This window comes from Paenibacillus marchantiae, assembly GCF_028771845.1.
Lineage (GTDB): Bacteria > Bacillota > Bacilli > Paenibacillales > Paenibacillaceae > Paenibacillus > Paenibacillus marchantiae.
In genome coordinates, this window is the sequence record NZ_CP118270.1 from 5,587,445 (window position 1) to 5,611,570 (window position 24,126).

At 46.9% G+C, this 24,126-nt stretch carries 17 protein-coding genes; all 17 read right to left on the reverse strand.

What is annotated here, in order from left to right; all coding sequences use genetic code 11:
• Positions 1-33 precede the first annotated feature (33 nt).
• The gene (locus PTQ21_RS25090; RefSeq protein WP_063563174.1) at positions 34-1,023 is read right to left on the reverse strand and encodes an ABC transporter permease; all 990 of its coding nucleotides are present in this window, start codon (positions 1,021-1,023) and stop codon (positions 34-36) included.
• Entirely contained in the window at positions 1,016-1,981 is a 966-nt protein-coding gene (locus PTQ21_RS25095; RefSeq protein WP_063563175.1) for an ABC transporter ATP-binding protein, read from the reverse strand. The genes PTQ21_RS25090 and PTQ21_RS25095 overlap by 8 nt, the downstream gene beginning before the upstream one ends.
• Entirely contained in the window at positions 1,982-2,848 is an 867-nt protein-coding gene (locus PTQ21_RS25100; RefSeq protein WP_274567511.1) for a GDSL-type esterase/lipase family protein, read from the reverse strand. It abuts the gene before it with no gap.
• Positions 2,849-3,095: 247 nt separating this feature from the next.
• On the reverse strand, positions 3,096-3,905 hold the full coding sequence (locus tag PTQ21_RS25105) for a CAP domain-containing protein (protein ID WP_079694023.1): 810 nt from the start codon (positions 3,903-3,905) through the stop codon (positions 3,096-3,098).
• Between the two features lie 349 nt (positions 3,906-4,254).
• Positions 4,255-4,713: a GNAT family N-acetyltransferase gene (locus PTQ21_RS25110; protein ID WP_062328403.1), complete on the reverse strand. Its 459-nt coding sequence runs from the start codon at positions 4,711-4,713 to the stop codon at positions 4,255-4,257.
• Positions 4,703-5,890 carry a formate-dependent phosphoribosylglycinamide formyltransferase gene (purT, locus tag PTQ21_RS25115; RefSeq protein WP_063563177.1) on the reverse strand — a complete coding sequence of 396 codons (1,188 nt, stop codon included), beginning with the start codon at positions 5,888-5,890 and terminating at the stop codon, positions 4,703-4,705. Before purT ends, PTQ21_RS25110 begins: the two co-directional genes overlap by 11 nt.
• Before the next feature lie 136 nt (positions 5,891-6,026).
• On the reverse strand, positions 6,027-7,877 hold the full coding sequence (locus tag PTQ21_RS25120; RefSeq protein WP_063563178.1) for an ABC transporter ATP-binding protein: 1,851 nt from the start codon (positions 7,875-7,877) through the stop codon (positions 6,027-6,029).
• Entirely contained in the window at positions 7,874-9,646 is a 1,773-nt protein-coding gene (locus PTQ21_RS25125; RefSeq protein WP_063563179.1) for an ABC transporter ATP-binding protein, read from the reverse strand. The genes PTQ21_RS25120 and PTQ21_RS25125 overlap by 4 nt, the downstream gene beginning before the upstream one ends.
• Positions 9,647-9,967: 321 nt before the next feature.
• Positions 9,968-13,639: a dynamin family protein gene (locus PTQ21_RS25130; RefSeq protein WP_274567513.1), complete on the reverse strand. Its 3,672-nt coding sequence runs from the start codon at positions 13,637-13,639 to the stop codon at positions 9,968-9,970.
• A gap of 295 nt (positions 13,640-13,934) precedes the next feature.
• A complete protein-coding gene (locus PTQ21_RS25135; RefSeq protein WP_024630585.1) occupies positions 13,935-14,207 on the reverse strand; it encodes a hypothetical protein in 273 nt (90 codons plus the stop codon).
• Between the two features lie 23 nt (positions 14,208-14,230).
• Positions 14,231-14,926, reverse strand: a complete 696-nt coding sequence (gene nth / locus PTQ21_RS25140; protein ID WP_063566827.1) for an endonuclease III — start codon at positions 14,924-14,926, stop codon at positions 14,231-14,233.
• Between the two features lie 163 nt (positions 14,927-15,089).
• Positions 15,090-17,828, reverse strand: coding sequence for an S-layer homology domain-containing protein (locus PTQ21_RS25145; RefSeq protein WP_274567514.1), 2,739 nt, complete (start codon positions 17,826-17,828; stop codon positions 15,090-15,092).
• 72 nt (positions 17,829-17,900) lie between these two features.
• A complete protein-coding gene (locus PTQ21_RS25150) occupies positions 17,901-18,584 on the reverse strand; it encodes a GerMN domain-containing protein (protein WP_274567515.1) in 684 nt (227 codons plus the stop codon).
• 35 nt (positions 18,585-18,619) lie between these two features.
• Positions 18,620-20,032 (reverse strand): N-acetylmuramoyl-L-alanine amidase family protein, encoded by a 1,413-nt coding sequence (locus PTQ21_RS25155; protein WP_064636929.1) that lies wholly within the window; start codon positions 20,030-20,032, stop codon positions 18,620-18,622.
• A gap of 258 nt (positions 20,033-20,290) precedes the next feature.
• The gene (locus tag PTQ21_RS25160; RefSeq protein WP_274567517.1) at positions 20,291-21,697 is read right to left on the reverse strand and encodes an N-acetylmuramoyl-L-alanine amidase family protein; all 1,407 of its coding nucleotides are present in this window, start codon (positions 21,695-21,697) and stop codon (positions 20,291-20,293) included.
• Positions 21,698-21,972: 275 nt separating this feature from the next.
• The gene (leuD, locus tag PTQ21_RS25165; protein ID WP_063566822.1) at positions 21,973-22,590 is read right to left on the reverse strand and encodes a 3-isopropylmalate dehydratase small subunit; all 618 of its coding nucleotides are present in this window, start codon (positions 22,588-22,590) and stop codon (positions 21,973-21,975) included.
• Between the two features lie 31 nt (positions 22,591-22,621).
• A complete protein-coding gene (gene leuC, locus PTQ21_RS25170) occupies positions 22,622-24,043 on the reverse strand; it encodes a 3-isopropylmalate dehydratase large subunit (RefSeq protein WP_274570570.1) in 1,422 nt (473 codons plus the stop codon).
• Positions 24,044-24,126 lie beyond the last annotated feature (83 nt).

A 24,126-nucleotide genomic window follows, 5' to 3' on the forward strand; every position in this document is an offset into this window, starting at 1 on the left:
ATGCAAACAGATGTTTTCTTATCCTTGTCCATTTTAATTCAAGATATCCCGTTTCGTAAAGACAATGAATGACACAAAGAGTGAAGCAATGCCCCAAACACTAAGCACAATAAGGGAAAAACCTAAATTCATCCCTTCGATTGGTGGCAATCCGCCAGACAAATAATTCGGAAGTTCGAGGTTAACCATGAACAAATATTTGGCTGACTGCCAGGATGCGGCCATACTGGTGAGAATAGTTCCTGCTATGAGTGCTGCCATCATGATGACAATACTTGCTGCTGTACTTCGCACTAGCACAGAGACCATGAAGGCAAGCATCGCCACAATTATACTGACGAACCAGATGAGCCCTGCCTGCATTAGCATATACAACCACTGGTCCACTGCATGGACTGCTGACATATCGACATCTGTACCCACAACCTTGAATCCGGTAAAGATCGGCATACCGAAACCTTTATATCCGAATACCGCTCCCGAAATGACATAACAGATGACGTACGCCGACACCACAATAATCGACACGAACATAATCAACGTGATGAGCTTACTCAGCAACACTTTCCAACGTTTGACCGGACGGGTCAGAAGCATTTTAATCGTACCTGTGGTGCGCTCACCGGATACCAGATCCGAGGCAATCGCCATAATGAGCAGTGGTATAAACAATCCAACGGCGTTATTCATGAATTCCCGCGTAAAAGTTACACCGCCAGGCTCCTTCGGATTGATGTCATTCTCCAGATAGTATTGCATTTGCTGGATGTACACAGTCCTGTACTTTTTGTATTCTTCAGGTACCCGGTCACTGCCAAGCGAGTTCTGATTATCCGTAATGGCTTGTTGCAGCTCAAGCCGCCAGTCGCCGCCAAACTTGTCACGATTATTTTCCGCAGATTTCATCTGGGCATACGTAAACATCGGAACCAGGACCGCGAGTACGATAAAAATAATATAAAGACGTTTTTTCTTTACCATTTTGATCGTTTCGTTTCGGATCAGCGGCATGATGTTACTCAATGGATTCACCTTCTGTCATTTTTAAGAATAGCTGTTCCAGCGTAGGCTGAATCCGCTGCACTCCTTCAACCTGAATTCCGGCTTGCACCATTTGCTGGACTAGGGCCGGAATTCGATCTTCATGCATTTCAGCAACGACAGCATTCGGACCAAGCCCTGCAACAATGGTATCGTCCATAACATCTGCAGGCCGATCCACCAATGAAACACCTGCATTCAACAGCATTTTTTTACCTTCCTCCAGCGGAGTAACATGCCATATCGCCAATTTGGAATGGTCTTCAATCAGTTCATTGACGCCGCCAACTGCCAGCACGCGCCCTGCACTGATAATCGCCACCCTGTCACAGAGAAGTTGAATCTCACTAAGCAAATGACTGCTGACGAATACAGCCATGCCTTCACTTGCAAGCTGTTTGATAAAGACGCGAAGTTCCTTAATCCCTTTGGGATCAAGTCCGTTCGTTGGCTCATCCAGAATCAGCAGCCTTGGGCGACCAAGCAATGCCTGTGCAATGCCAAGTCGTTGACGCATCCCCAGAGAGTAGGTTCTTACTTTATCATGAATCCGCTGATCGAGGCGTACAATATCCACAACTTCCTGAATACGGTCATTATCCACGCCTGGCTGCATACGGGCAAAATGCTCAAGATTTTCCCATCCGGTCAAATACGTGTACACTTCCGGGTTTTCAACAATGGAACCCACATATCTCAGGGCCCGTTCAGGATCACGGTTGACATCATACCCACAGACTTGAATTTTACCTTCTGTCGGTTTAATCAGATCAACTAACATCCGGATGGTTGTTGTCTTCCCGGCACCATTGGGTCCCAGGAAACCGAAAATTTCGCCTGGTTTAACGTCAAAAGTAACATCCTTAATGATCCATTTGCGTCCAATCTTTTTCTTCAGATGCTGCACGGACAATACGGAATCAGTCTGTTCTTGTGCCATTTATTTTCCGCTCCCTTCTGCTGGAGTCTCTGCCTGATATTCCTGTGCAATCCGAACCGCAATTTGCTCGTAGCCTTCTCCATTGGGATGAAAATGATCTGAGGACAGATATTGTCCCAGATGATTTTCAAACAGATCAAATGTAGGTACAAGTGTCATCTTGTCCTCATTGTTCAGAACCTTCATTGCAGCATCGTTCCATGCAGCTACAACCGCATTTCCTGGCTCTTTGAGTTCTTTCACATCCCCAAACGGATTGTATAGCCCTATGTAGGCAATCTGTGCATCAGGGTTAATTTCTTTCACTTTCTTCAAGATCTCCTGCAAACGCTTCGACGTCTCCGGTAATGCCGCAGCAAGTGTCTCTGCCGTGGGCGCGTCTTCTCCCTGTAAAACCTGTCCACCCTGGAATAGATCATTGGCTCCGATCGACAACAGAATAAAGTTGGACTGTTGTAAGACATAACGTACGCCTTGTTCATCTAGCTTGCTCAACAATGCGTCTGTTCTCAAACCGTTCACACCCATATTGTTAAGCACTTGCACATCATATCCCTGATCTTTGAGCAAATTACCTGCCCGCCTTACAAAACCAAGCCCCTCATCATCCCCAGTACCTCTTGCCAGGGAATCACCGATTACAGCCATTCGAATTTTGCCATCTTTCACCACAGGTGTTGATTGCCCGCTATCCTTTGCAGGTGCCGTTGTCTGCTGTCCTGTACCTAATTGGGCATCTCCCTCAGGAAAAATGACGTCTTTAATGGCGTATCCAAATCCAAATAACAGCAGCAATGTTGTTAATATGGACACTGTACTAATGGTTCTCCAGATCCATGGCGCTGAATCAAGATTTCTTTTTTTCATTCATCACATCTCCGCTCATGTACACCTGGCTGGGTGCTTAAAATTTAAAATGATTTTACATTAAGATGACGCTTTTTCTAAATAACATAAATGTTCTGTCGTTAATTTGCAAATTTTGCCGCTGTATTAAGCAGAATTCAGTTTCAAATATGCTTTTACAAAAAAAAGCTATGTCATGCACAGCTTCGAGCTGTGATGACATAACCTTTTTTTGAACTAAAATCAAAATATTCTTCAATAAAATGAATTAGTTACCGATAAATTCTTGAGCCCAATATCCGTTGTAGAATCCAACACCAATTTTCGTAAAGTTTTTACTTAGGATATTCGCACGGTGGCCTTCGCTATTCATCCAAGCTGTAACAACCTCTTGAGGTGTTTTTTGCCCTTTTGCGATATTCTCGCCAGCATAGCTGTAAGTTACTCCGAATTGTTTCATCATGTCAAACGGAGAACCATAAGTCGGTGATTGGTGATCAAAATAATTGTTGTTGCTCATGTCTTTAACTTTGGCTACAGCCACTTTGTCCAAAAGAGCGTCGGAAGCCAATGCGCTCAGGCCAGCTTTGGCACGTTCAGCGTTCACAAGTTTTACTACTTGAACTGCAAAATCCGATTGTGTGCTCTCGCTACCACTGTTTCCTGTATTGCCTGTAGTCGTTCCAGTTCCAGTTCCACTATTTGAAGGATCTTTGGCTGGTGTAGTTGCCGGTTTCTCTTCTTGAGTTGGTTTTGCAGGTGTTACGGGTTTTGCAGGTGTTGTCGGTTGAGCAGGTTTGGTAGTTTGATCAGGTTTAGTTGTTTGATCAGGTTGTGTTACAGGCTTCTCTACTGTTGTTTGCCCCTCGCCAGTTGATACAGTGTAACCATTATCTTTCAGCCATTGTTCAATGTACGCTTTTAAGCTATCCGCACTCGTAATTTTAAACGTTGTAGTTTTAGTAGTTGTTTTATATGATGCATCTGCAGCAGAAGCGGAAGCAGGGAGCATAACCCCTACGGCGAGTACGGCTGTCAGACTGCTGGTTACCACGGTTTTCATCCATTTCTTCTTCAAATTCATTCATCTCCTTAGAAATATTAGTTATGACAACTTTGTAATTAATACTCTAGGAGTATATCAATTGAATAGTAGATTGTGAACCCATAAATTATGGAAAAGTAACTTTTTTGTCATTTTTAATCCTGTTTCAAAGGGGCGTGGACGGTTTATAGTACATTGCACCATATCCTGCAACTTGCTCTTAAAACACTGGTATATCAACTAAAACCCCAACCATCAACTTTAAAATACGGCATAAAAAAATGGCATCCGGACAAGAAATGCTTGCCGAATGCCACTTATCTTCTATTTATCATTCACCACACCAAAAACGTGAAGATCGCGATATAATAAAACTCTTTTTCTATAGAAGGACTTTACTGAAACGATAGCCTCTCTTCTGGAAACCAATATGCTCGTAGAAAGAATAGGTTGTTGAAGTCACTTCACGGTTCGCTCCGGTGACAAACAATTGTTTCCCACCTTGCTGTCTGCCCCAATCCTCGGCACGAGCCATCAGACGACGGCCAATTCCGCCCCCACGATGCTCTTGCCCTACAATCAAGGACGTAATTTGTGCGGCAGGTTCCGGATAGGCATGACTTTGCACACATTGCAAGCCAATCACACCAATAATCTGTTCATCCACTTCGGCAACAAGCATGCATGCGTTTGGATTGCTTTCCAAACATTCAATGCGCTCTTTCATGACATTGGCTGTTGTGGGATAGCTGACCTCTCGCATCAGTCCCGTTACCGCTTCAGCATCTCGCAGTTCACACTCTCGGATCATCAGTACAGGGGCCTCAACATTATTGGACATGATTTACCTCCACTTTCAGCATATTAGCGGCTTGTACCGCTGTTTTACGAGCTTCTTCCACATCTTGGCCGGCACTTAATGCTACGGCCATTCGGCGTCCCACTTTGGTCTCAGGTTTGCCAAATACACGAACCTGAGTACGAGGAAGCGCCAGTGCTTCTTCAATCCCGCCTACAGTAAAGTCAGATGTTTCATCATTAGCCTTCAGCGTTGCTGAAGCTCCCGGTGTCAGTAAATGTACACCTGTGACCGGAAAACCAAGAATTGCACGCACATGCAGCGCAAACTCGGAACTATCTTGCGTTACCATAGTAACCATGCCTGTATCATGCGGACGAGGCGATACCTCGCTGAACACAACTCCATCTGATGTCAGGAATAATTCGACCCCGAACAGTCCATAACCACCGAGTTCATCCGTAACCAACTTGGCAATATGACAAGCTTGTTCCCATTGCTCTGGTGTCATCGCATGAGGCTGCCACGATTCGACATAATCCCCATCTTTCTGAATATGACCGATCGGAGGACAAAATACAGTCCCTGAGACAGATCTAACAGTGAGCAGCGTAATTTCGCTGTCAAACTTCACAAAGCTTTCCACAATGACACGTACGGATTTGCCACGTGCTCCCGAAAGAGCAATGTTCCAGCAATCCTCTACGTCATCCGATGTACGGCATACACTCTGCCCTTTACCGGAAGAACTCATTAGTGGTTTGATGACGCATGGTGTACCCAATTCACGAACAGCTTCCTGAAGTTGTTCCAGGTTGTCCGCAAAAAGATAGGCCGCTGTCGGAAGGTTCAATTGTTCGGCTGCCAGACGGCGGATGCCTTCGCGATCCATCGTTAAACGGGCAGCACGGGCCGTAGGAACGACACAAAATCCTTCTTCCTCAAGCTCGAGTAAAGCTTCTGTTGCGATTGCTTCAATCTCAGGTACGATGTAATGAGGTTGTTCCTTTCGGATCAATTGTTTCAGAGCTTCGGCATTTAACATGTCGATGCAGTAAGACCGATGCGCAACCTGCATGGCAGGTGCGTTTTCGTAACGATCAACAGCGATCGTCTCTACTCCCAGTCGTTGAGCCTCAATAACGACCTCTTTTCCCAATTCTCCGCTGCCCAGTAGCAGCATTTTTTTGGCTTGAGCCGAAAATGGAGCACCCCACATGTTCTTTCCAATCCTCCCAAAGAGAAATCTTCTATATCTATCTCTCTATTTTCGGGGTTTTGGTTAAAGAATGCAAGAGTGCTCCCTATTTTTCTTGTGAATTTTACAAGATTTTTTGTGTTTTTTCGATCAATTTTTACAAAAATCTGTATTGAGCTTCTATTAACCCATTATAAACTCCTTGTTTCTGGATAAGTTGCTCATGGTTTCCTTCTTCCTTGATTTCACCATGATCTAGCACGATAATGTTATCCGCATTTCGGATCGTGGAGAGACGGTGGGCCACCATAAAGGAAGTTCTTCCTTGCAGCAGCACTTTCAAAGCCTCCTGAATTTTAAGCTCCGTTTCGGTGTCGATACTGGCAGTCGCTTCATCCAAAATCAAGATTCGAGGGTCAGCCAGCAAGGCACGGGCAAAGGATAACAATTGCCTTTGTCCCATTGATAATACATTCCCGCGTTCTTCGACTTCCGTATCGTATCCACCCGGCAGCTTCATAATAAATTCATGGGCATTAACTGCCTTCGCAGCTTCTTCCACTTCTTCATTGGTTGCATCAAGCCGTCCAAAACGAATATTATCCCGAATGGTGCCAGAGAAGATAAACGTGTCCTGCAACACAATACTGATCTGGCTGCGCAGACTTTCAACCGTTACATCCCTTACATCCTGACCATCAATAGTAAGACGTCCGCCTGATATGTCATAGAATCGGCTGATAAGATTGATAATGGTACTTTTACCTGAACCCGTATGACCTACAAGTGCAATCGATTGTCCGGCATCTGCAGCGAAACTGATTCCCTTCAGCGCCTGTCTGCCCTTCTCATATTCAAACACCACATTGTCGAATACAATATCTCCTTTAATAGAAGCAAGCGGCTTGGCTCCAGGTTTATCCGCAATACTTGGCTCCTCATCCATAAACTCAAAAATCCGTTCGGAGGAAGCCATGGCAACGAGCAACTGATTGTACATCTGTCCCAGACGGTTAATCGGGTCCCAGAAGTTGCCGACATAGTTAGCAAAAGCTACGAGCAATCCGATTGTCAGCTGCCCTTCTTGAATCAGATAAGCACCAAACCAGAACAGGATTAACGTACCGAAGCCGCCCGTAATTTCAATCAGAGGACCAAAGCCTTGGTTCATGGCCGATGCTCTATCCCATGATTTTTTGCTCGACAGATTCATGTTGTCAAAATACTTCATGTTTTCTTTTTCCTGCGTATAGGCCTGAGTCACACGAATCCCCTGAATGGATTCATTCAAATGGGAGTTGATGCGTGAGTTCTTCATACGTACATCCTGCCAGGCACGGCGGATCAGCACACGCAGTTTGGTCGAAATAATAAACATGAGCGGAACCGTAATAATGACCGCGAGGCCCAGTTTCCAGTTGATCAGCAGCAAAATGACGATAATCCCCAACAACTGCACACAGTCAATCATGACATTGACCGCACCGTTGGTGAACAGATCCTGCAGGGAGTTGATATCATTGGTGACACGCACCAATACCGAGCCCGCAGGTCTTTTGTCAAAGAAGTTAAAGGACAGCTTCTGGATGTGTTTGAACAAATCCGAGCGAAGATCGTAAATGACCCGTTGCCCGATAATGTTCGTCAATTTGATTCGGTACGTATTAGCCGCCCATTGAATCAGATACAACACAAGTACAGAACCAGCAATAATATAAAGCATCGTCAAGCTTGGCAAACCCGTTGCAGGTGCAATTGCTTTATCAATCGCCAAACTGATCAAAAATGGAACGGACAATTTCGTAATGGTACCCAAAATCATCATTAGAATAATGAGTGGCAAGAGTTGTCTTGCATAAGGTTTCATGTAAGCGAACAAACGTCCGAACTCACGCCAGTTAAACGGTTTTTCAATTATTTCGTCGTCCTGATATACAAAACGTTCATTCATTTTCTTATCAGAGGTCTCTTTGACCTCGCGCCTATCGGCTACCGTTTCGGCACTCATGAATTCACCTGCTCCCCAGCCTCCCGCTTACCGCGGGCAATATAATCTGCGTATTGAATCTCATATACGTCCCGGTAAGGTCCAGGCTCTTCAATGAGACGTTTGTGTGTGCCACGTTGAACGACACGTCCTTCATCCAGTACCAGAATCTCATCTGCGTGACGCAAGGAAGAGATCCGATGCGCAATGATAAACGTCGTTCTTCCACGCATGACTTCCTGGAATCCGGATTGAATTTCATGTTCGGTCTCCATGTCGACTGCACTGGTTGCATCATCCAGAACGAGAATTTTCGGGTTTTTCAGCAGAGCTCTAGCAATTGCAATCCGCTGTTTTTGTCCTCCCGACAAGCCCATTCCCCGCTCCCCGACGACCGTATCGTATCCTTCAGGGAATTCCATGATGAATTCATGTGCTTTGGCCAGTTTGGCTGCACGGATAATTTCATCCATGGTTACATTTTTGAGTCCATATGAAATGTTGTTGCGAATGCTGGAAGAGAACAGGAACGTTTCCTGGAACACAGAAGCAATCTGACTCCGCAGGCTGCGAATTCCAATGTCCTTAATATTCTTGCCGTCCAGCTTGATGGTGCCCGAGTTCACGTTGTATGCACGCATCAGGAGCTGAATAATAGTTGATTTACCCGAGCCTGTTCCTCCCAGGAAGCCAATGACGGAGCCTGGTGGCGCATCAAAGTTAATATCGGTCACTGCCGGCATTTTATTGCCGTAAGCAAAGGTAACGGATTCAAAGGCCACATGCCCTTTGACTTGATCAGCCTCTACAATGACCGGATCTTCTGTCTCTTGTACATCTACCGGCGTATTCAAAAGTTCCAACACCCGTTCACCCGATGCTTTGGATTGCGTGTAGTTATTGATATGGAATCCAAGGTTCCACATTGGACCGATTATGTACCAGATCAAACTGAAAAAGGCAACGAGTTCACCGAGTGTTAACGTTTTCTGAATAACCATGTTTCCGCCAATGAGGAGCAGAAGAACTACGCTGACCGAAGCGAGAATCTCCATGATCGGAAAGTATTGACTCCATAATGTTGCTGCATGAATCTGGTTCGTTTTATAACGCTCGTTACGGACGGCAAACTTCTCCACTTCGTGAGGCTCACGTGCAAATGACTTTACAGTACGCACACCTGTAATATTCTCCTGTACTGCTGTCGTCAAAGAGCTGAGTGCCAGCCGCATTTCTTGGAATGCAGGGTGAATTCGGGATTCGAATCTCAGCGCAACGAAGGCAAGCAGAGGAATACATATGAGCGTTAGCAAGGTAAGCTTCCAACTCATGGTCATCATCATGATTGCGCCGAATACGACCATCAGAACCATGTTGAGAATTTGAGCGAAGCCAAATCCGATAAAGTTACGGATCGCTTCGAGATCTCCCGTGAGGCGGGACATCAAGTCTCCCGTTTTGGCCGTGTCGTAATACCGGAAGGATAAAAATTGAAGCTTTTCGTAACAAGCGTTACGAAGTCGGTACGCCAAGAAGTTTCCGAGACGCCCTCCAAAAAGACCGTGTAAAAATTGCATTCCCGCTTTCAAAATAACGACACCTAATACCGTTAAAGCAAGTTTGGGAACGTCTTCAAAATTGCGCGGAGTGATGACGTCATCAATCAGTATCCTTAGCATGTTCGGATACACCAGTCCAAGCGCGGTCGCTATGGCGAGGCATAAGATCGATAAAAATAAATACGAGCGCTTCTCCCAGAAAAAGATCTGCAATTGCCTGAGAACATCCATGTCTCTCCTCCTCTTATATCGTTCAAAATCAGTATGAACATTTATGAAGTTTATCACCGTCCCCCCTTCGCGGCAAAGCGAATAAGCGACCATATTCAGGCTACTTTCACCTTAATGCGTCATTAAGGGAGGTAGATACCCTCCTATCAATCAAATGTTTGAATATTCTCTTCCTTTCAGGTTGTTCGTACCAAAAAAGGCTCCCTGTATACCTTTAGAGGCAGGGGCCTTTTTTGGTACAACGACAACATTTCAACATATCGCTGTATATCTCATTTCGCTTTTCAACCGTTTACATACAGACATGGATTTGAATACCTTTTATTCACATTCAATCTGCCCCAGTTGTACAGACAGACTCTCCCATTCTTCGGCAGGAATTCCACTGGTCAGAGTCTCATGGAGGGCACTCACGGCCTCCTCAAGTCTCTCTTCCAATTGACGGGATTGATGCTGCAAAGACTGCCCAAGCTGGTTGTCATAGAATTGGACCAGCTTATTCTCCGCAGCAGGCAGAACATCGATCACCATCTGTTTAATAACTGGGTCAAGTGCCTCCTGCAGCCGCTGTCGTCCATCTCCTTCGAAGAACTGTTTCGGATTACGGAAATAACTCAGATATGTTTTCCAACCCGAAGGTTCTTCCAAACGCACCTCGTCCAGGACAGGTGTACTCCAGCGTTCGTTCAGCGGCAACGACAGATCCATTCCTCCGGATAATCGTTTCAATTCATCTACACATTCGGTCACTTGTTTGTGCAGCCAAGTCTGACCCGCCTGTTCGAGTCGGAGTGTAGTAGCAAGCAGTTCCTGCTCCAGTTCGATGGCAATCATGCGCAGCAGTTCGCGACCGCAGGCTGCAAAGGCTGCTTTCAGATTCCCGCGATCCTCACGAAGAACGGATGGATGGAACGCTTCTGCCATGAACAGACCAAAACGATAACCCAGGCGCTGCCGCACATGGAACAGAAGTTCAGACGTTTCCTGAGCCAGTTCTGCCTTCATGGACCGTTCCGCAAGCAAATGTACCCTCTGAAGCGACTGTTCCTGGATTGAGCCCAGCTCATCCCGACGTCGCTGTAGAACCTCTTCCCCCTGAGTCGCATCCTCGGCACGTGTCTTCAGACGTTTTATCACCCGTGCGATCTCTTCAGAAGCTCCACCAACTGCAAGGTCCGCAAGCTCACTTCCTGCAAATCGGTTAAATTCTTTCTCGAACTGAATGAAGCCGGATTGCTCCAGCAATGTCGCATCGTTGCCCGTCTTGCCTTCCATTGCCAGCATGCTGGATACAGGAAATAGGCGTGGTGCCCGAATGCCATTACTGCGCAGCTGAGTACTCACATGGTCAAGAACCTGCTCCAACTCCTCTTCAGAGGAAGACAAATCACTTGCATTAACTACAAAGAACATCTGATCCATCGCCGAGCTGTCTTTGACGCGTCCCAATTGATTCAGGAACTGTCGGTCTCCTTGAGAGAAGGCATGATTGTAGTACGTTACGAAAATGAGTGCATCCGCATTCTTCATATAATTGAATGTGACGCCCGTATGACGGGCATTCACGGAGTCAGCCCCTGGCGTATCTACAAGGACAATGCCTTGTTCTGTCACATCACAACTGTAGTACAGGTCAATACTGTCGACAAAGCAAGACTTCTTCTCATTAGCGACAAAGTTACGATATCCGTTCAGATCCACCAGCACATCCTGGCCGAGTTGAGCTGCGGTATCCTCCCAGCCTGCTGCAGCTGCCTGCAAAAAGCTGTAATGCGGGCGCCCCGCCGGATGCACATCCTGTGGTGAAAGGGCTTTGACGCGTTTTTGCCAGTCTGCCCCAGGCTCGCCCAGTCCAAGCAAACGGAAGGAATACGCAAGATCCTCCTGGAAGGCGTCCGGGGACTTCATCCGGACCCGGGCAGTTCCATGCTCCGCGCCACCGGACGGAGCCATGATCCGGTTAATTGCCGCTGTCGTTGGATGCGGCGAGACCGGTAACACGGCTTCGCCCAGCAACGCGTTGGCGAAGGAGGACTTACCGGCGCTGAACGCTCCGAACAGCGCCAGCGTAAACGTGCCGCCCGCAAGCGAAGCCGCGCGTGCACGCAGATCCCGTACCGCCGACCCCATGGCGGGGTACGGCTCTACCAGCGCAGCGGCGGCTTCCAGCCGTGCCGCCGCTGCGTCCAGGCGCCGGCGGCGCTGTGCGCCAGCCGCCGGCTGCCCGTGCACCGCCGCTTTGCGCGGCGGCGGTGCCCCTGGAGTCTGTGGCTGCGCAGCCACAGACTCTGCCGTGCCCGTGTGCGGGCCGGGTGCTTCACCCGGCTCGTGCGCGGGCACGGGCGGGCCCTGCACCTCTGGCAATAGCCCGGAGGTGAGGGGGCCCGCAGGCGGCAGCAGGCTGCGCAGCCCTGCTGCCTCGGCGTCGGCGGCGCGCTGTAGCGCCGTGTAGCGCGCAGCCGACGCCGATTGCGCCAGCAGCGCTGTGCGGCTGGCGTCCAGCGCCTGGAGCGCGGCTTCGCCTTGCGCGCCCAGCGCTTCAAGCAAGCGGTCGGCCAGTATCATGGCCGACCTGCGGTAACGGGCCTCAATCTCGCCCCGTATATCTTTGCTGAATTGAAGCACATACTCAGGAGATACTTCTGCACTGGCGCTCCGTTTCATCTCCAGCAGTGCTTCATCTACCGCAGGCAGCTCCGCGTTCAGCGCCTGCTCCCACTCAGCACCCCACAGCTGATGTGCTTCACCCAACTGTCTAAGCATGGTACGAATATGCACCTCAACTTGTCCTGATGCCTGATCTTGCAAGAGTCTCACAAGTTCAGCAGCCCGACGCTGCTTCTCCTGCTCGGTCTTGCCACCAGAGAACAATAAGCCTACCCGGAAACCGGGTTTACGGCTCTCCAAATAAGCTGCCGCAGAGGTACGAATATCGGCAGGGGTTAGGTTCGCATTTGCCAGAAGGGGTTCCAACTCCGCCCGAAACTTCTCCCGTTCCCGTGATGGTTTGGAACGAAGTTCTGCTTCCTTTTGATCCAGGAGACCCAACTCCCGTTCCAGGTGTTCAATACCTTCCTTGCCCCCTACTTCCTCCAGGAGCGCTGTCTCTTCCTCTTCGCGTTCTTCCGCACGTCTAGTCAGGTGCTGCTCAGTCACATGGCTCGCAGAGCTTGCAAGGCTGTGCTTGATTAACCCTTCCTTCTCATTCATCATATGTTCAATCAGTTGAGGAAGCTGCTTCCACTGGCTGTAACGATGCTCCTTGTCCCGAAGCGAAGTAAACAGCAGTCCATCATACCGAACTTCCCAGGCTGCAAAAATAGCTTCTACACCTTCAACATATTGGTCAAACGATAGCTCCCGGTCCCGATGTTTATCAATCTGGTTCACGATAAGAAACAACGGTTTGCCCCAATCGGATAGACTTTTGGCAAAAGAAAGGTTGCTTTCCGATTGCACATGGTTATAATCCATCACATAGAACACCACATCAGCAAGATGAAGTGCTGAATGTGTTGCTAGGCTGTGCCCCTGATCGGTCGAATCCACACCTGGCGTATCAAGTAATACCGCATCATTTTTCAGTAGGGGAATGTCATCCCATACTTCAATGGAGGTGTATGCCCCACCATTCTTGCAATACTCTTCCAATTGTTCTGGCGAAACCTCAAGAACTCCCGCTGAATTGTCAGCGCTTACGTTCGATGACGTATAAATAAGTGCTCTTGGCTCACCATTACGGATGGATACTACATTCGCACTTGTAGGTACAGGACTCGAAGGCAACACCCGCTTGCCACATAAACTATTAATCAGACTCGATTTACCTGCCGAGAAGTGTCCACAAAACGCAATCGTTAACTGTTTCATTTCCGCCTTACTGATCAAATCCGTTAAAGCCTGTACAGCTGTATGGTCCCCTGTCTGCTCCATCGCTTCTCGCAGTGGAAGCAGAGGTTTGGCCATCTCTACTGGGTAATCTGTTCTGGACATGACTGGCCTTCCCCCTGGCTCCTCTAATTTGACATCTGGTCCGATGTCTTTATCTTGTAATTCATTTATTTTACCATTATCAAGTTTGAAATTGAACGGTTTGAATGCAAGATGGCTGACAAAGAAAATTGCACATCGCAATTCTCCATATAAAAAAATAAAACCGATCCTGTCGGTTTTATCTGTGAAACGATTGTATTCCATAAGAAGCATGCTGCGTCCATGCCCAATGGGATCACCTTCAAAAGGATAACCCAGTGACATAGAAGCAGCATATCTTATTATTCCAAACCTCTTAAGAAACAGCGTTCTCCATCGAAGGCAGCAAAATTTCAAATACTTGGCCATGCTGCAAAATCGTAATGTCACGACCTTTGTCTCTCATGACAACCACTTCTGGTTTCGTGGACATACGCTCGAGATAATGTTCAGGCACATCGCCAGAATGGCTTACAGTGATACCTTCTACTTCTTTTTCTTCGTTTTCAGCCATTTCCTGTTCAACGATTTGTTCAAAAATATCGGAGAAGGCCTCAAAATTGTCAGTGTACACGGAAATGCATTTCATGATTACTCATCCTCTTCTACTCATTAATTTATTTTTCGTTTTGGGGTTGTGGCACGTTCCTTATCTTTCCTGATTTGGGACGTTTTCATACGCTTTTTACCTTCTCTGCATATGTCCAGTAATGGACAGACATGACATTGAGGGTTTTGTGCCTTGCAATGGTAGCGTCCAAAAAATATGAACCGATGATGAGTTAAAGTCCACTCATCCCGGGGTACGCGCTTCATCAGTTTTTTCTCGACTTCAAGTACGGAGTCATCCCAACCTGCCAGTGCCAGCCTTTTGGATACACGTTCAACATGCGTATCCACCGCAATTGCCGGGACTCCAAATGCATTGGATACAACGACATTTGCAGTTTTCCGCCCGACACCAGGTAGCGTCACAAGCTGATCATGTTCCTGCGGTACATCACCGCCATACTGCTCTATTAAAATTCGGCACATGTTCTGAATATGCTTGGCCTTGTTTCGGTACAAACCGATACGCCGGATATCCTGTTCCAGTTCTTCGAGAGGAACAGACAGATAATCGGCAGGACTGGTGTACTTTTTGAACAAGTCTGCGGTTACCTTGTTTACCGTTTCGTCGGTGCACTGGGCAGACAATAGGACGGCTACAGTCAATTCAAACGCATTGCTGTGATTTAATTCGCAATGTGCATCAGGAAACATCGCTTCCATTGTTTCAAGTATATGCCTAACAGTGGCTGCATTCATGAAGAGCTACCTCCCACAAAATGACTCCACGAGGTGGAGCCTTACTTCGAAGCTTCTTTCGAGTACTTTGCGGGGACCCCAAAAATCTTGCAAAAAAAACGTCCTGATACGGGAAAGATCCCGCATCAAGACGGTCATTCTTTTGATCCTCGAAAAGAAACGATTACTGTTTTTGGATCTCCAGTACAACGTTGTTCAGGAGATACAATACAATATTATCATTATCTTTGAGAGATTGCACGCTTAAAGTGTTGTCACCCTGGTGAACAAATGCGCCTGTACCCAGTGCAAAACGATAATTCGTGTCAGATGTGGACTCACGTTTAACCAAAATTTGGTTACCGACTCCATCATAAGACCAGAACTGTTTGCTCATGACCGTCAACACTCTGAAACGGGTGGAATTATCCGTATCCTTTGTCATCTCAACACGGTCACCTACAGTGAGACTGCCAAGAGTGGTTAACGTAGATCCTGATTTGACCACTTTTACAGAACCACTAACAGGAACCGTCTCACTTTGACCATTGAATAGTTTCAGTGTAACTGACGAAGCATCAACAGATGTAACCTCCGCAAGCGTACGTTTAACGACTTGAACCGCTTTAGGCGTAGTTCCCTCAAATGTAACGTTAATCAGGTTGCCCGCTGTCAATTGTGACGCCGTAATGGTCTGACCACTTTCTCCTGTCAAAACCGCTTGATCGACATAGAACTGACTTGTCAGCGAGTCCGATTTCACGCGAACACGTCCATTGGTTTCTACAGAGACTACTTCAAATTGAGCCACGGTGTTCAAAGCCACTTTCTGCACATAGTCCTGATTCGAACCAAGCGTAACTGTGACACTATCACCGATCTTCAGATCACTCAGACTTGCTCCAGATTTGTTGTAGATCTCAATTGTTGGAACCGTAGAGTACGGCACCGTGATCGTTTGGTTTCCAGACAACAAACTGATTTTTCTGCCCGAAGTATCAATACTGCTGATTGTGCCTTCGTATTTGTAGATCACTTTAACGGATAGCGCACGAGTTCCCACATACGTCAGATCCAATTTGCGACCATCATTTAACAAAGACTCCAATCCAGCAAGTGTAGGCTTCGTTGTGTTGTAGTCCAGCTTCGTTTTGTCATCCAGCGTGAATACAAACGGTTTTTTATTGCTGTCGAGAACCGTCAATACTTTTGTTTTACTGTTGTAGGATACAACGGAAACCCCGTTCATTGGCTCCATCTGACGTCCGATTACTTGAATGCGCGTCACACGATCTTCAGAGTTTAGCGTAAGCTCAACCTGATCTCCATTGGTTGCGTCCGTAATCAGATCATTCAGCGTTGCATCCTGGATTCCGTTGATGACTACTTCAGGCTTTTCTACCAGCAGCTTCGCTTCCAGCGATCCACCTTCACGTTTAAACGTCAGTGTGGACTGGTTACCACCGATCTCCACCAGTGTACCGCGTAAAGACTGCTCTACACCTTGCGACAATTCGATCGTTTGCAGGATGCTGTCTTTCACCGTATACTTCACTGCACTTCCCGCTTTGAGCTCAGCCAAGGAAAGGATTCGGTCCTGATATCGAATGATCAGATTATCGTTATACGTGTATTGCTCTGTAGTTCCGGCTGCATTGGTAAGCTTAACCGTTTTGGCAGAAGTCGTTACTTCAGCAACGACACCACTATCACTTTTGTTGACAATACCGGACTTCACACGAATAACAACTGTCTTTTTGTCAGCCGAGAACGTCTCACGTTGTACTTCAATGGTGCTATCTGCTGTAATATCAGACAGTTTGATTGCATTTCCATTTTGATCCATAAATGCTGTTGCCTCATCATAGCCGTACGTTTCATAATTCTCGCCTACAAACAAGCCAATTTTATTACCTGATAATGAACGAGCAAACGTACCTTCAACGCTTTCTACCTGCGGCGTAGCATCGACCACTTCGACATAGGAAGCCGTACCGGTAGTACCTACAATCTGAACTTTTGTATACAGCTTCACATCCGCAGACGATGCACGGGATTCACTGTCTTTTGTAAAGTAAGGCGTACTGCTACTCACTGCGAAGTTAACAGCTTTTCCGTCCACAACAAGCGTAATCTGCCCATCTTTTAATCCTGTTACATAACCTGTGGATGTGTTCGCATACTTCGTATCCGTTAACGTTTCGCCGCGGCTAAAGAATGTAGCAAGTTGGGCACGAGTTACAGAGCCCGTTGGGTTAAACTTGTTGCCTTCTACACCTTTGGCCAGATCCAAACTTACAGCCAGATTGATGTAACCTTTGCCACTTTCGGAAATGCTATCATTATCTGCAAATCCGGTAGATTGATTGTTTTGTGCTTTCGCTTCAGCATCTTTGTTCAACGAACGGATCAGCAATTTTGTAATCCATTCACGTGATGCCTGCTTCTGCCCCCAGGATGTTTTGGATACATCCACAGTAGATTCTTCGGTTTTATCAATCAGTCCCAGTTGAAGTGCCAAAGCGACATATGGCTTGAAATAGTTTCCCACTTCCATATTTGTCGGTAATGCCGTAGCCGTGCTGTCGTTCAACTGGTTCTCCTTGTTCATAAAACGGATCGCCATCGTCACAGCTTCCTGCTGTGTTACCGCGTCTCCTGGACGGAACAGGCCGTTGTTACCGAGAAGAATGCCTTGATAGGCCAGCTTGTACACATGTTTCTCAGCCCAATATCCGACCTTGATATCACTGAACAAACCGGTTGGTGCAGCTGTATTGCTTACAGTTGCAGTCTGGCCTTGCCCCGTATCTGTTGATTCTGCTGCCATGGCAGCTCCGCCAGCGCTAAGGGCCATCATGCCTGCAAGCACGGCTGAAACTACTTTTTTAGAGTGTGATGGATTGTTATATTTAAAAGTCACCTGTGATTCCCCTCTCTCATGTAAAACGGCCGATATTCCGCAGATTCACGGTAAAACAACATGCTGTACAACCTATTCGGATCGTGTCATTGGATGCTCAAGATCCACATGGCCCATCAAACTCTCGGATTGCTGGCCATCTACCAGCAAATCAAGTGATTTGACTTCATCAAACTGGAAGAATGTTTGCTTCAAAGCATCAATGGCAAACACTTCGCCACCTGCACCAAGACGTGCTGTATCCGGCATGTGAATATCCAGGGTAAGCGCGCCGTCTTTGAACTGAACAGATTTCAATTCAATTTCTTTCGCCCAAAGCGGAACGAGTTTGTCGTCCTTGCTTTGTTGCAGCGCCGCAAATGCAGCCTTGTACTTGGCTTCATCCGAAGCGTAAGAAATATCTGCCGATGCTTTGTGCAATTCCAACTCTTCCAGATCTGTGTAGTACACTTCAATGGTCTTCTTCTCTTTACTTTCGGAAGTTCCAGGTTTCTCTGAAGTAGTTCCACCCGATGGAGTCGTTGTACCCTCCGTAGTGCCTTCAGTGGTATCCGGTGTCGTTGTCGTTGTATCCTCCGGATCCATAGTTACAGGTTCAGTAATATCCGTCTCATTCTGATCCTCAGACGCATTATTCTCTGTTCCCGCACCTTGAGTCTGATTTGGAGCTGGAGCAGCTGTTGGCTTGCTTCCACATCCAGCAGCAACTGTCATAACCGTTACCAGCAGCGCTGCAATCCATAATTTTTTGTTCATTCTAACTCCGCCTCCTGATCATAAGGGTTGAACCCTTATTTAATTCCCAGATACTCCTTGATCCCTGCAACAATCCCTTTGGCTACACTGTTCTGGAAACTTTCAGTGAACAATGCGGCTTCATCACTCTTGTTGCTCAGGAAACCGGCTTCCAGCAAAACAGCCGGCATCGTTGTTTCACGGGTTACGTGGAGACTTGCCGTTTTTACTCCGCGGTCCTTCAGGCCAGATGATTGCAAGAGATACTTGTGCATCACCGTAGCCAATGCCTTGCTATTCGAACGGGTGTAATACGTCTCCACACCGTTTGCCGCTGCAGACCCGCTGTTCGCATGAATGGAAATAAAGATATCCGCCTTCAATTTTTCTGCGATCTTTACTCGTTCACTCAAAGCCAAAAATGTATCATCGCTGCGCGTCAGCACAACGTCAATGTTAGATTCTTTTTTCAGCAATGCTTCCACTTTCAGAGCCATTGCCAGATTGAAGTCTTTTTCCTTCTTGCCGGTTACACCGATGGCTCCCGGGTCCTGATTACCATGTCCAGCGTCTACAACAACAACTTTTTTACCGTTGTTTCCAACAGGAGGTTGCGGTGTTGTAGTGCCTTCTTTGTTCAGATCAATCATAACCAGACCGGAGTCACTTTGCACGTCATAACCTTTGGCATTGCTCAGATCAATGACAAAACGAAGAGTAGAAGGACTATTGCTGTACAAGGAATAACGAATCTTCGACACATCCGGATATCCACTCACGACAAGCTGTCCATTCTGGTTGCTGTCCAAAGCTTGTCCTTCACTAAAAGAGTCAGCGAATGCGGTATTTGGCAAGTCTATAACGATTCGATCCGGTCCTGTCATCGTGAAGACGTTCGGCTTCGTATTTCCACTTGTTGCAATCAAAAAGCGGTTGTCACTGAAGCTGATGCCGTTCACCAGTACAAGACCATCCTGATCCGATCCTCCACCATCATTACCAGAGTTCGGAGGAGTGGTTGTCCCGTTTCCGGAACCTGAATTCTGGGTAACTAATGTTACCGTCTTCGTTGTATTGTTCCAACCCACCTTAAGACCCATTTGCTCACCAATGAACCTTAAAGGCACAAGTGTGGTTCCATTTTTCACGAGTGGCGGGGCATCCAGGTTCACGTTACTGCCGTTCACCGTTGCCGTCTTCTGTCCAACAATCATCTGCATGGCAGTGTTGTCTTTGCTAATAGTCACGGTGCTTGTTGCCTGTTTCCAGTCCACACCATATCCCAGGCTCTCCGAAATAACCCTAATTGGAACCATCACGCTACTATTGATGATTTCCGCTTTGGCATCCGAAGGCTGCACAATTTCTTTCCCATCTAGGATAATGTGCGTATCTGCTGCTGCATGACTATAGCCCGGGAAAACGAGCCCAAAGACAAATAACAGTACCAAAAAACCGAACTTCTTCATCCTTCACCCCTACCATTCTCATATTTTTTTGCCGCATGTTGTGAACCTTCAGCTCCGACTGACCACTGAGGCATTACCAGACACCTATTAGACGCCTCGTAATCTCAAAAGTTGCGAATATATTCCAACATAACAGAAAAAAAACGTTGTCAAATCAAGCTTTTTCTACATTTTATTGTCTGAATTTTTCCTTAATTATCAATTATGCATCTCGAAACAACGGACTACCCTGACCTTCATATTTGCGCACAACCCACATTAAAGACCCAAATATTCTACAATTCCGTCTACGATGGCCTGTGCACATTTGTTCTGATAATCTTCAGTCAGCATCATTGCTTCATCAGCTGGATTACTCAGAAATCCAAGTTCAATCAGAACTGCGGGCATCGTCGTTTCACGGGTTACATGCAGACTTGCCGTTTTGACTCCCCGATCCTTAAATCCTGTAATCTGCAACACATGCTTATGCAAAACATCGGCCAAATCCTTACTATCTTTACGACTGTACAATGTTTCAATTCCATTAGGAACAGGAGTTGTAAACTTGTTTCCATGGATTGACACAAAAATATCCGCCTGATTCAGCTGGGCAATATCTACACGCTGCTGCAGGGATAATTCCGTATCATCCTGCCTTGTAATCACCGTCTGAATCTCCGTATGTTGTTGCAGAAGTGCCTGAACTTTGAGTCCCACAGCCAAATTAAAGTCCTTCTCATAGGCACCTGTCACACTGACGGCCCCTGACTGTCGTCCACCATGTCCTGGATCAATAATGACAACCTTCTTGCCATCATTGGTTGGCACAGCAGGCTGACTTGTTGGTTCTCCATTACTCGCCGCAAGGTCAACAAGCAACACGTTGTTCTCGCCCAGTGACCATTTGGCAGTCGCCACTTGACTCAGATCAAGGACCACACGCACCGTTGAAGGCGTTTGGCTGAACATTGCATATCGCACCTTGGAAACCAGCGATGAATCCGTAACCAGAAGAGTTCCGCTGCCATCCGGATTGGAAGCCTGTCCCTGGATGAACTCCTTAGCAAATGTGGTGCCGGGCAGATCTACGATGATACGATCAGGTCCGCTGAGACTGGAAACCTTCAGTGTGATTTTCCCGTTCGTCGCCAAGATTAGACGGTCCCCGCCGAAGCTGATACTTTGAAGCTCAGACAGACCTTCTGGTTCAGGAGCCTCCACTGGGTCATTTTCACCTTCGGTACCTGCTACAGGAGGAATACTTGATAGGCTTACTGTCTTGGTTCCATTGTCCCATCCCACCTGAAGACCCATGCCTTCACCGACAAAACGTAGTGGAACCAGTGTAGTCCCCTGTTTAATTAGAGGCGGAGAATCGAGACTCACCCGATTTCCATTCACGGTGGCCGCATCTTCGCCTGCCGTCATCTGGATACTGCTGTTACCTTTGAGAATACGAACAGTCTGAGTGGCTTTCTCCCATTTCACCTGATAACCGAGGTTTTCAGAGACGATCCGAATGGGCACCATCACGGTTTTGCCAGTATTCTCGGCTGGAGCTCCCGACTGCTGGTTAATGGTCACACCGTCCAGCACAATCGAGGGAGACGAATCGGCATTTGCCATGACAGGAAATAAACAGAGGAACAGAAAAACAAAGACTGCTGCCGACCATTTCTTCATACATCAACCACCATTCTGTTTGTCTTTTGAACCTTCGACCTGATTCGCAGTGATGCAACACTCGACTCTATCTACCCTTCCATAATCTACTAATCAGTTTATCAGATATTGTCACTTCATCCGGTTACAACGTTGTCATATTTAGTCGGAATATCCTATAACTCGAAAACATAATTGCATCATTGCCAAATGCAAAAAAACCTCCAATTCGATCCAAGGAACGGTGAAGTTCCCTGCACGATTGGAGGTTTGAAATACAAATTACAGATGAAAGATTAGACTGAGGCCGTTTGTCCGAACAGCTTTGCCGCGTGGCGTTGTTCATAAGCCCCTATTTCGTCATCATGTTGAAGCGTGAGACCAATATCGTCCAATCCTTGCAACAGGAATTGGCGACGATGCTCATCCAGATCAAAATCAATATGCAGTCCGTATGCATCTGTAATCGTCTTGTTTTCCAGATTCACATTCATCTCATAGCCTTCATGTGTCGCTGTACGCTGGAATAGATCTTCAACCTGCTCTTCGGAAAGTTTGATCGGCAAGATCCCGTTTTTGAAACAGTTATTATAGAAGATATCCGCATACGATGGTGCAATTACACAACGGAAACCGTAGTCCATAATGGCCCATGGTGCGTGCTCACGAGAAGATCCACAACCAAAGTTGGCGCGTGAGATCAGAATGGATGCCCCTTCGTAGCGAGGTTTATTCATTTCAAAAGAAGGATTGTTGTTACCCTCTTCGTCAAAACGCCATTCGTAGAACAAAAATTGTCCAAATCCGGTACGTTCGATCCGTTTCAAAAATTGTTTCGGAATGATTGCATCTGTATCTACATTGACCCGGTCTACCGGTGCAACGATGCCTTGCAGTGTTTTGAATTCTTCCATATCATTCGTTCTCCCTTCAATCCGTTCGTTGTTAGATAGCTGCTTCCGTTTTGAAATTCCAGTCACGTACGTCAACGAAGTGTCCCTTAACCGCTGCTGCAGCCGCCATTGCAGGAGATACGAGGTGAGTACGTCCTCCACGTCCCTGACGCCCTTCAAAGTTACGGTTGGATGTCGAAGCACAACGTTGTCCGGGTTTCAATACGTCCGGGTTCATTGCCAGACACATACTGCATCCTGCATCACGCCATTCAAATCCAGCCTCAGTGAACACTTTATCCAGACCTTCTTTTTCCGCCTGAATTTTAACACGTCCCGAGCCTGGTACAACGATCGCTGTAACATTACTGGATACGGTGTGACCTTTGGCTACCTGTGCAGCAGCACGCAAATCTTCAATCCGTCCATTGGTACATGAACCGATAAATACATAATCAACCGGAATTTCGGAGATTGGTGTTCCAGGTTCCAAGCCCATATATTCAAGCGCTTTTTCAGCGGCTTTACGTTCGTTTTCTGTTGGCAGTTCAGCCGGGACAGGAACTTTCGAAGAAATGTCGGTTCCCATACCTGGGCTAGTACCCCAAGTCACTTGCGGAATCAATGATTCCACATCGATTTCAACCACATGGTCGAATTCAGCACCTTCGTCGGTTACAAGCTCTTTCCAGGCAGCAACCGCTTCATCAAATTGGACATCGGCAGGTACGTATTCACGTCCACGCAGATATTCAAATGTTGTTTCATCCGGTGCAATCATCCCCGCTCTTGCTCCACCCTCGATGGACATGTTGCAGACGGTCATGCGCTCTTCCATGCTCAGTTCACGGATCGATTCACCCGTATATTCAATAACATATCCAGTAGCAAAGTCTGTACCGTATTTCGCGATGACTGCGAGAATCATATCCTTCGCCGTTACACCCGGGTTACGTTTGCCGACAAAACGAACTTCCATCGTTTTGGCCTTGGCTTGCTGCAAACATTGGGTTGCCATAACATGCTCTACTTCACTCGTTCCGATCCCGAATGCGAGTGCGCCAAATGCACCGTGTGTGGATGTGTGGCTGTCGCCACATACAATCGTTTTACCTGGATGAGTCAGGCCGAGCTCAGGACCCATAACGTGTACAACACCTTGATCGATAGAATCCAGATCATACAGTTTTACGCCGAAGTCACGGCAGTTTTGTGAAAGTGTGTCGATTTGTTGTTTGGAGATTGGATCCGTAATGTTAAAACGATCTTTCGTTGGAACGTTGTGATCCATTGTTGCGAACGTCAACTCAGGGCGACGAACTTTACGACCACTCAGACGCAGACCTTCAAACGCCTGTGGGGATGTTACTTCATGCACCAGATGCAGATCGATATACAAAATGCTTGGTTTGCCTTCTTCCTGATGAATCACGTGGTTTTCCCAAATTTTCTCAAACATCGTTTTTTTACTCATCATTTTCACCTCATCATAAGTTCGGTCCTTGGAAGAGCCTCAGTAGTTTCTTTAAAAGTGAAGCTCTTGAATGACATAAATAT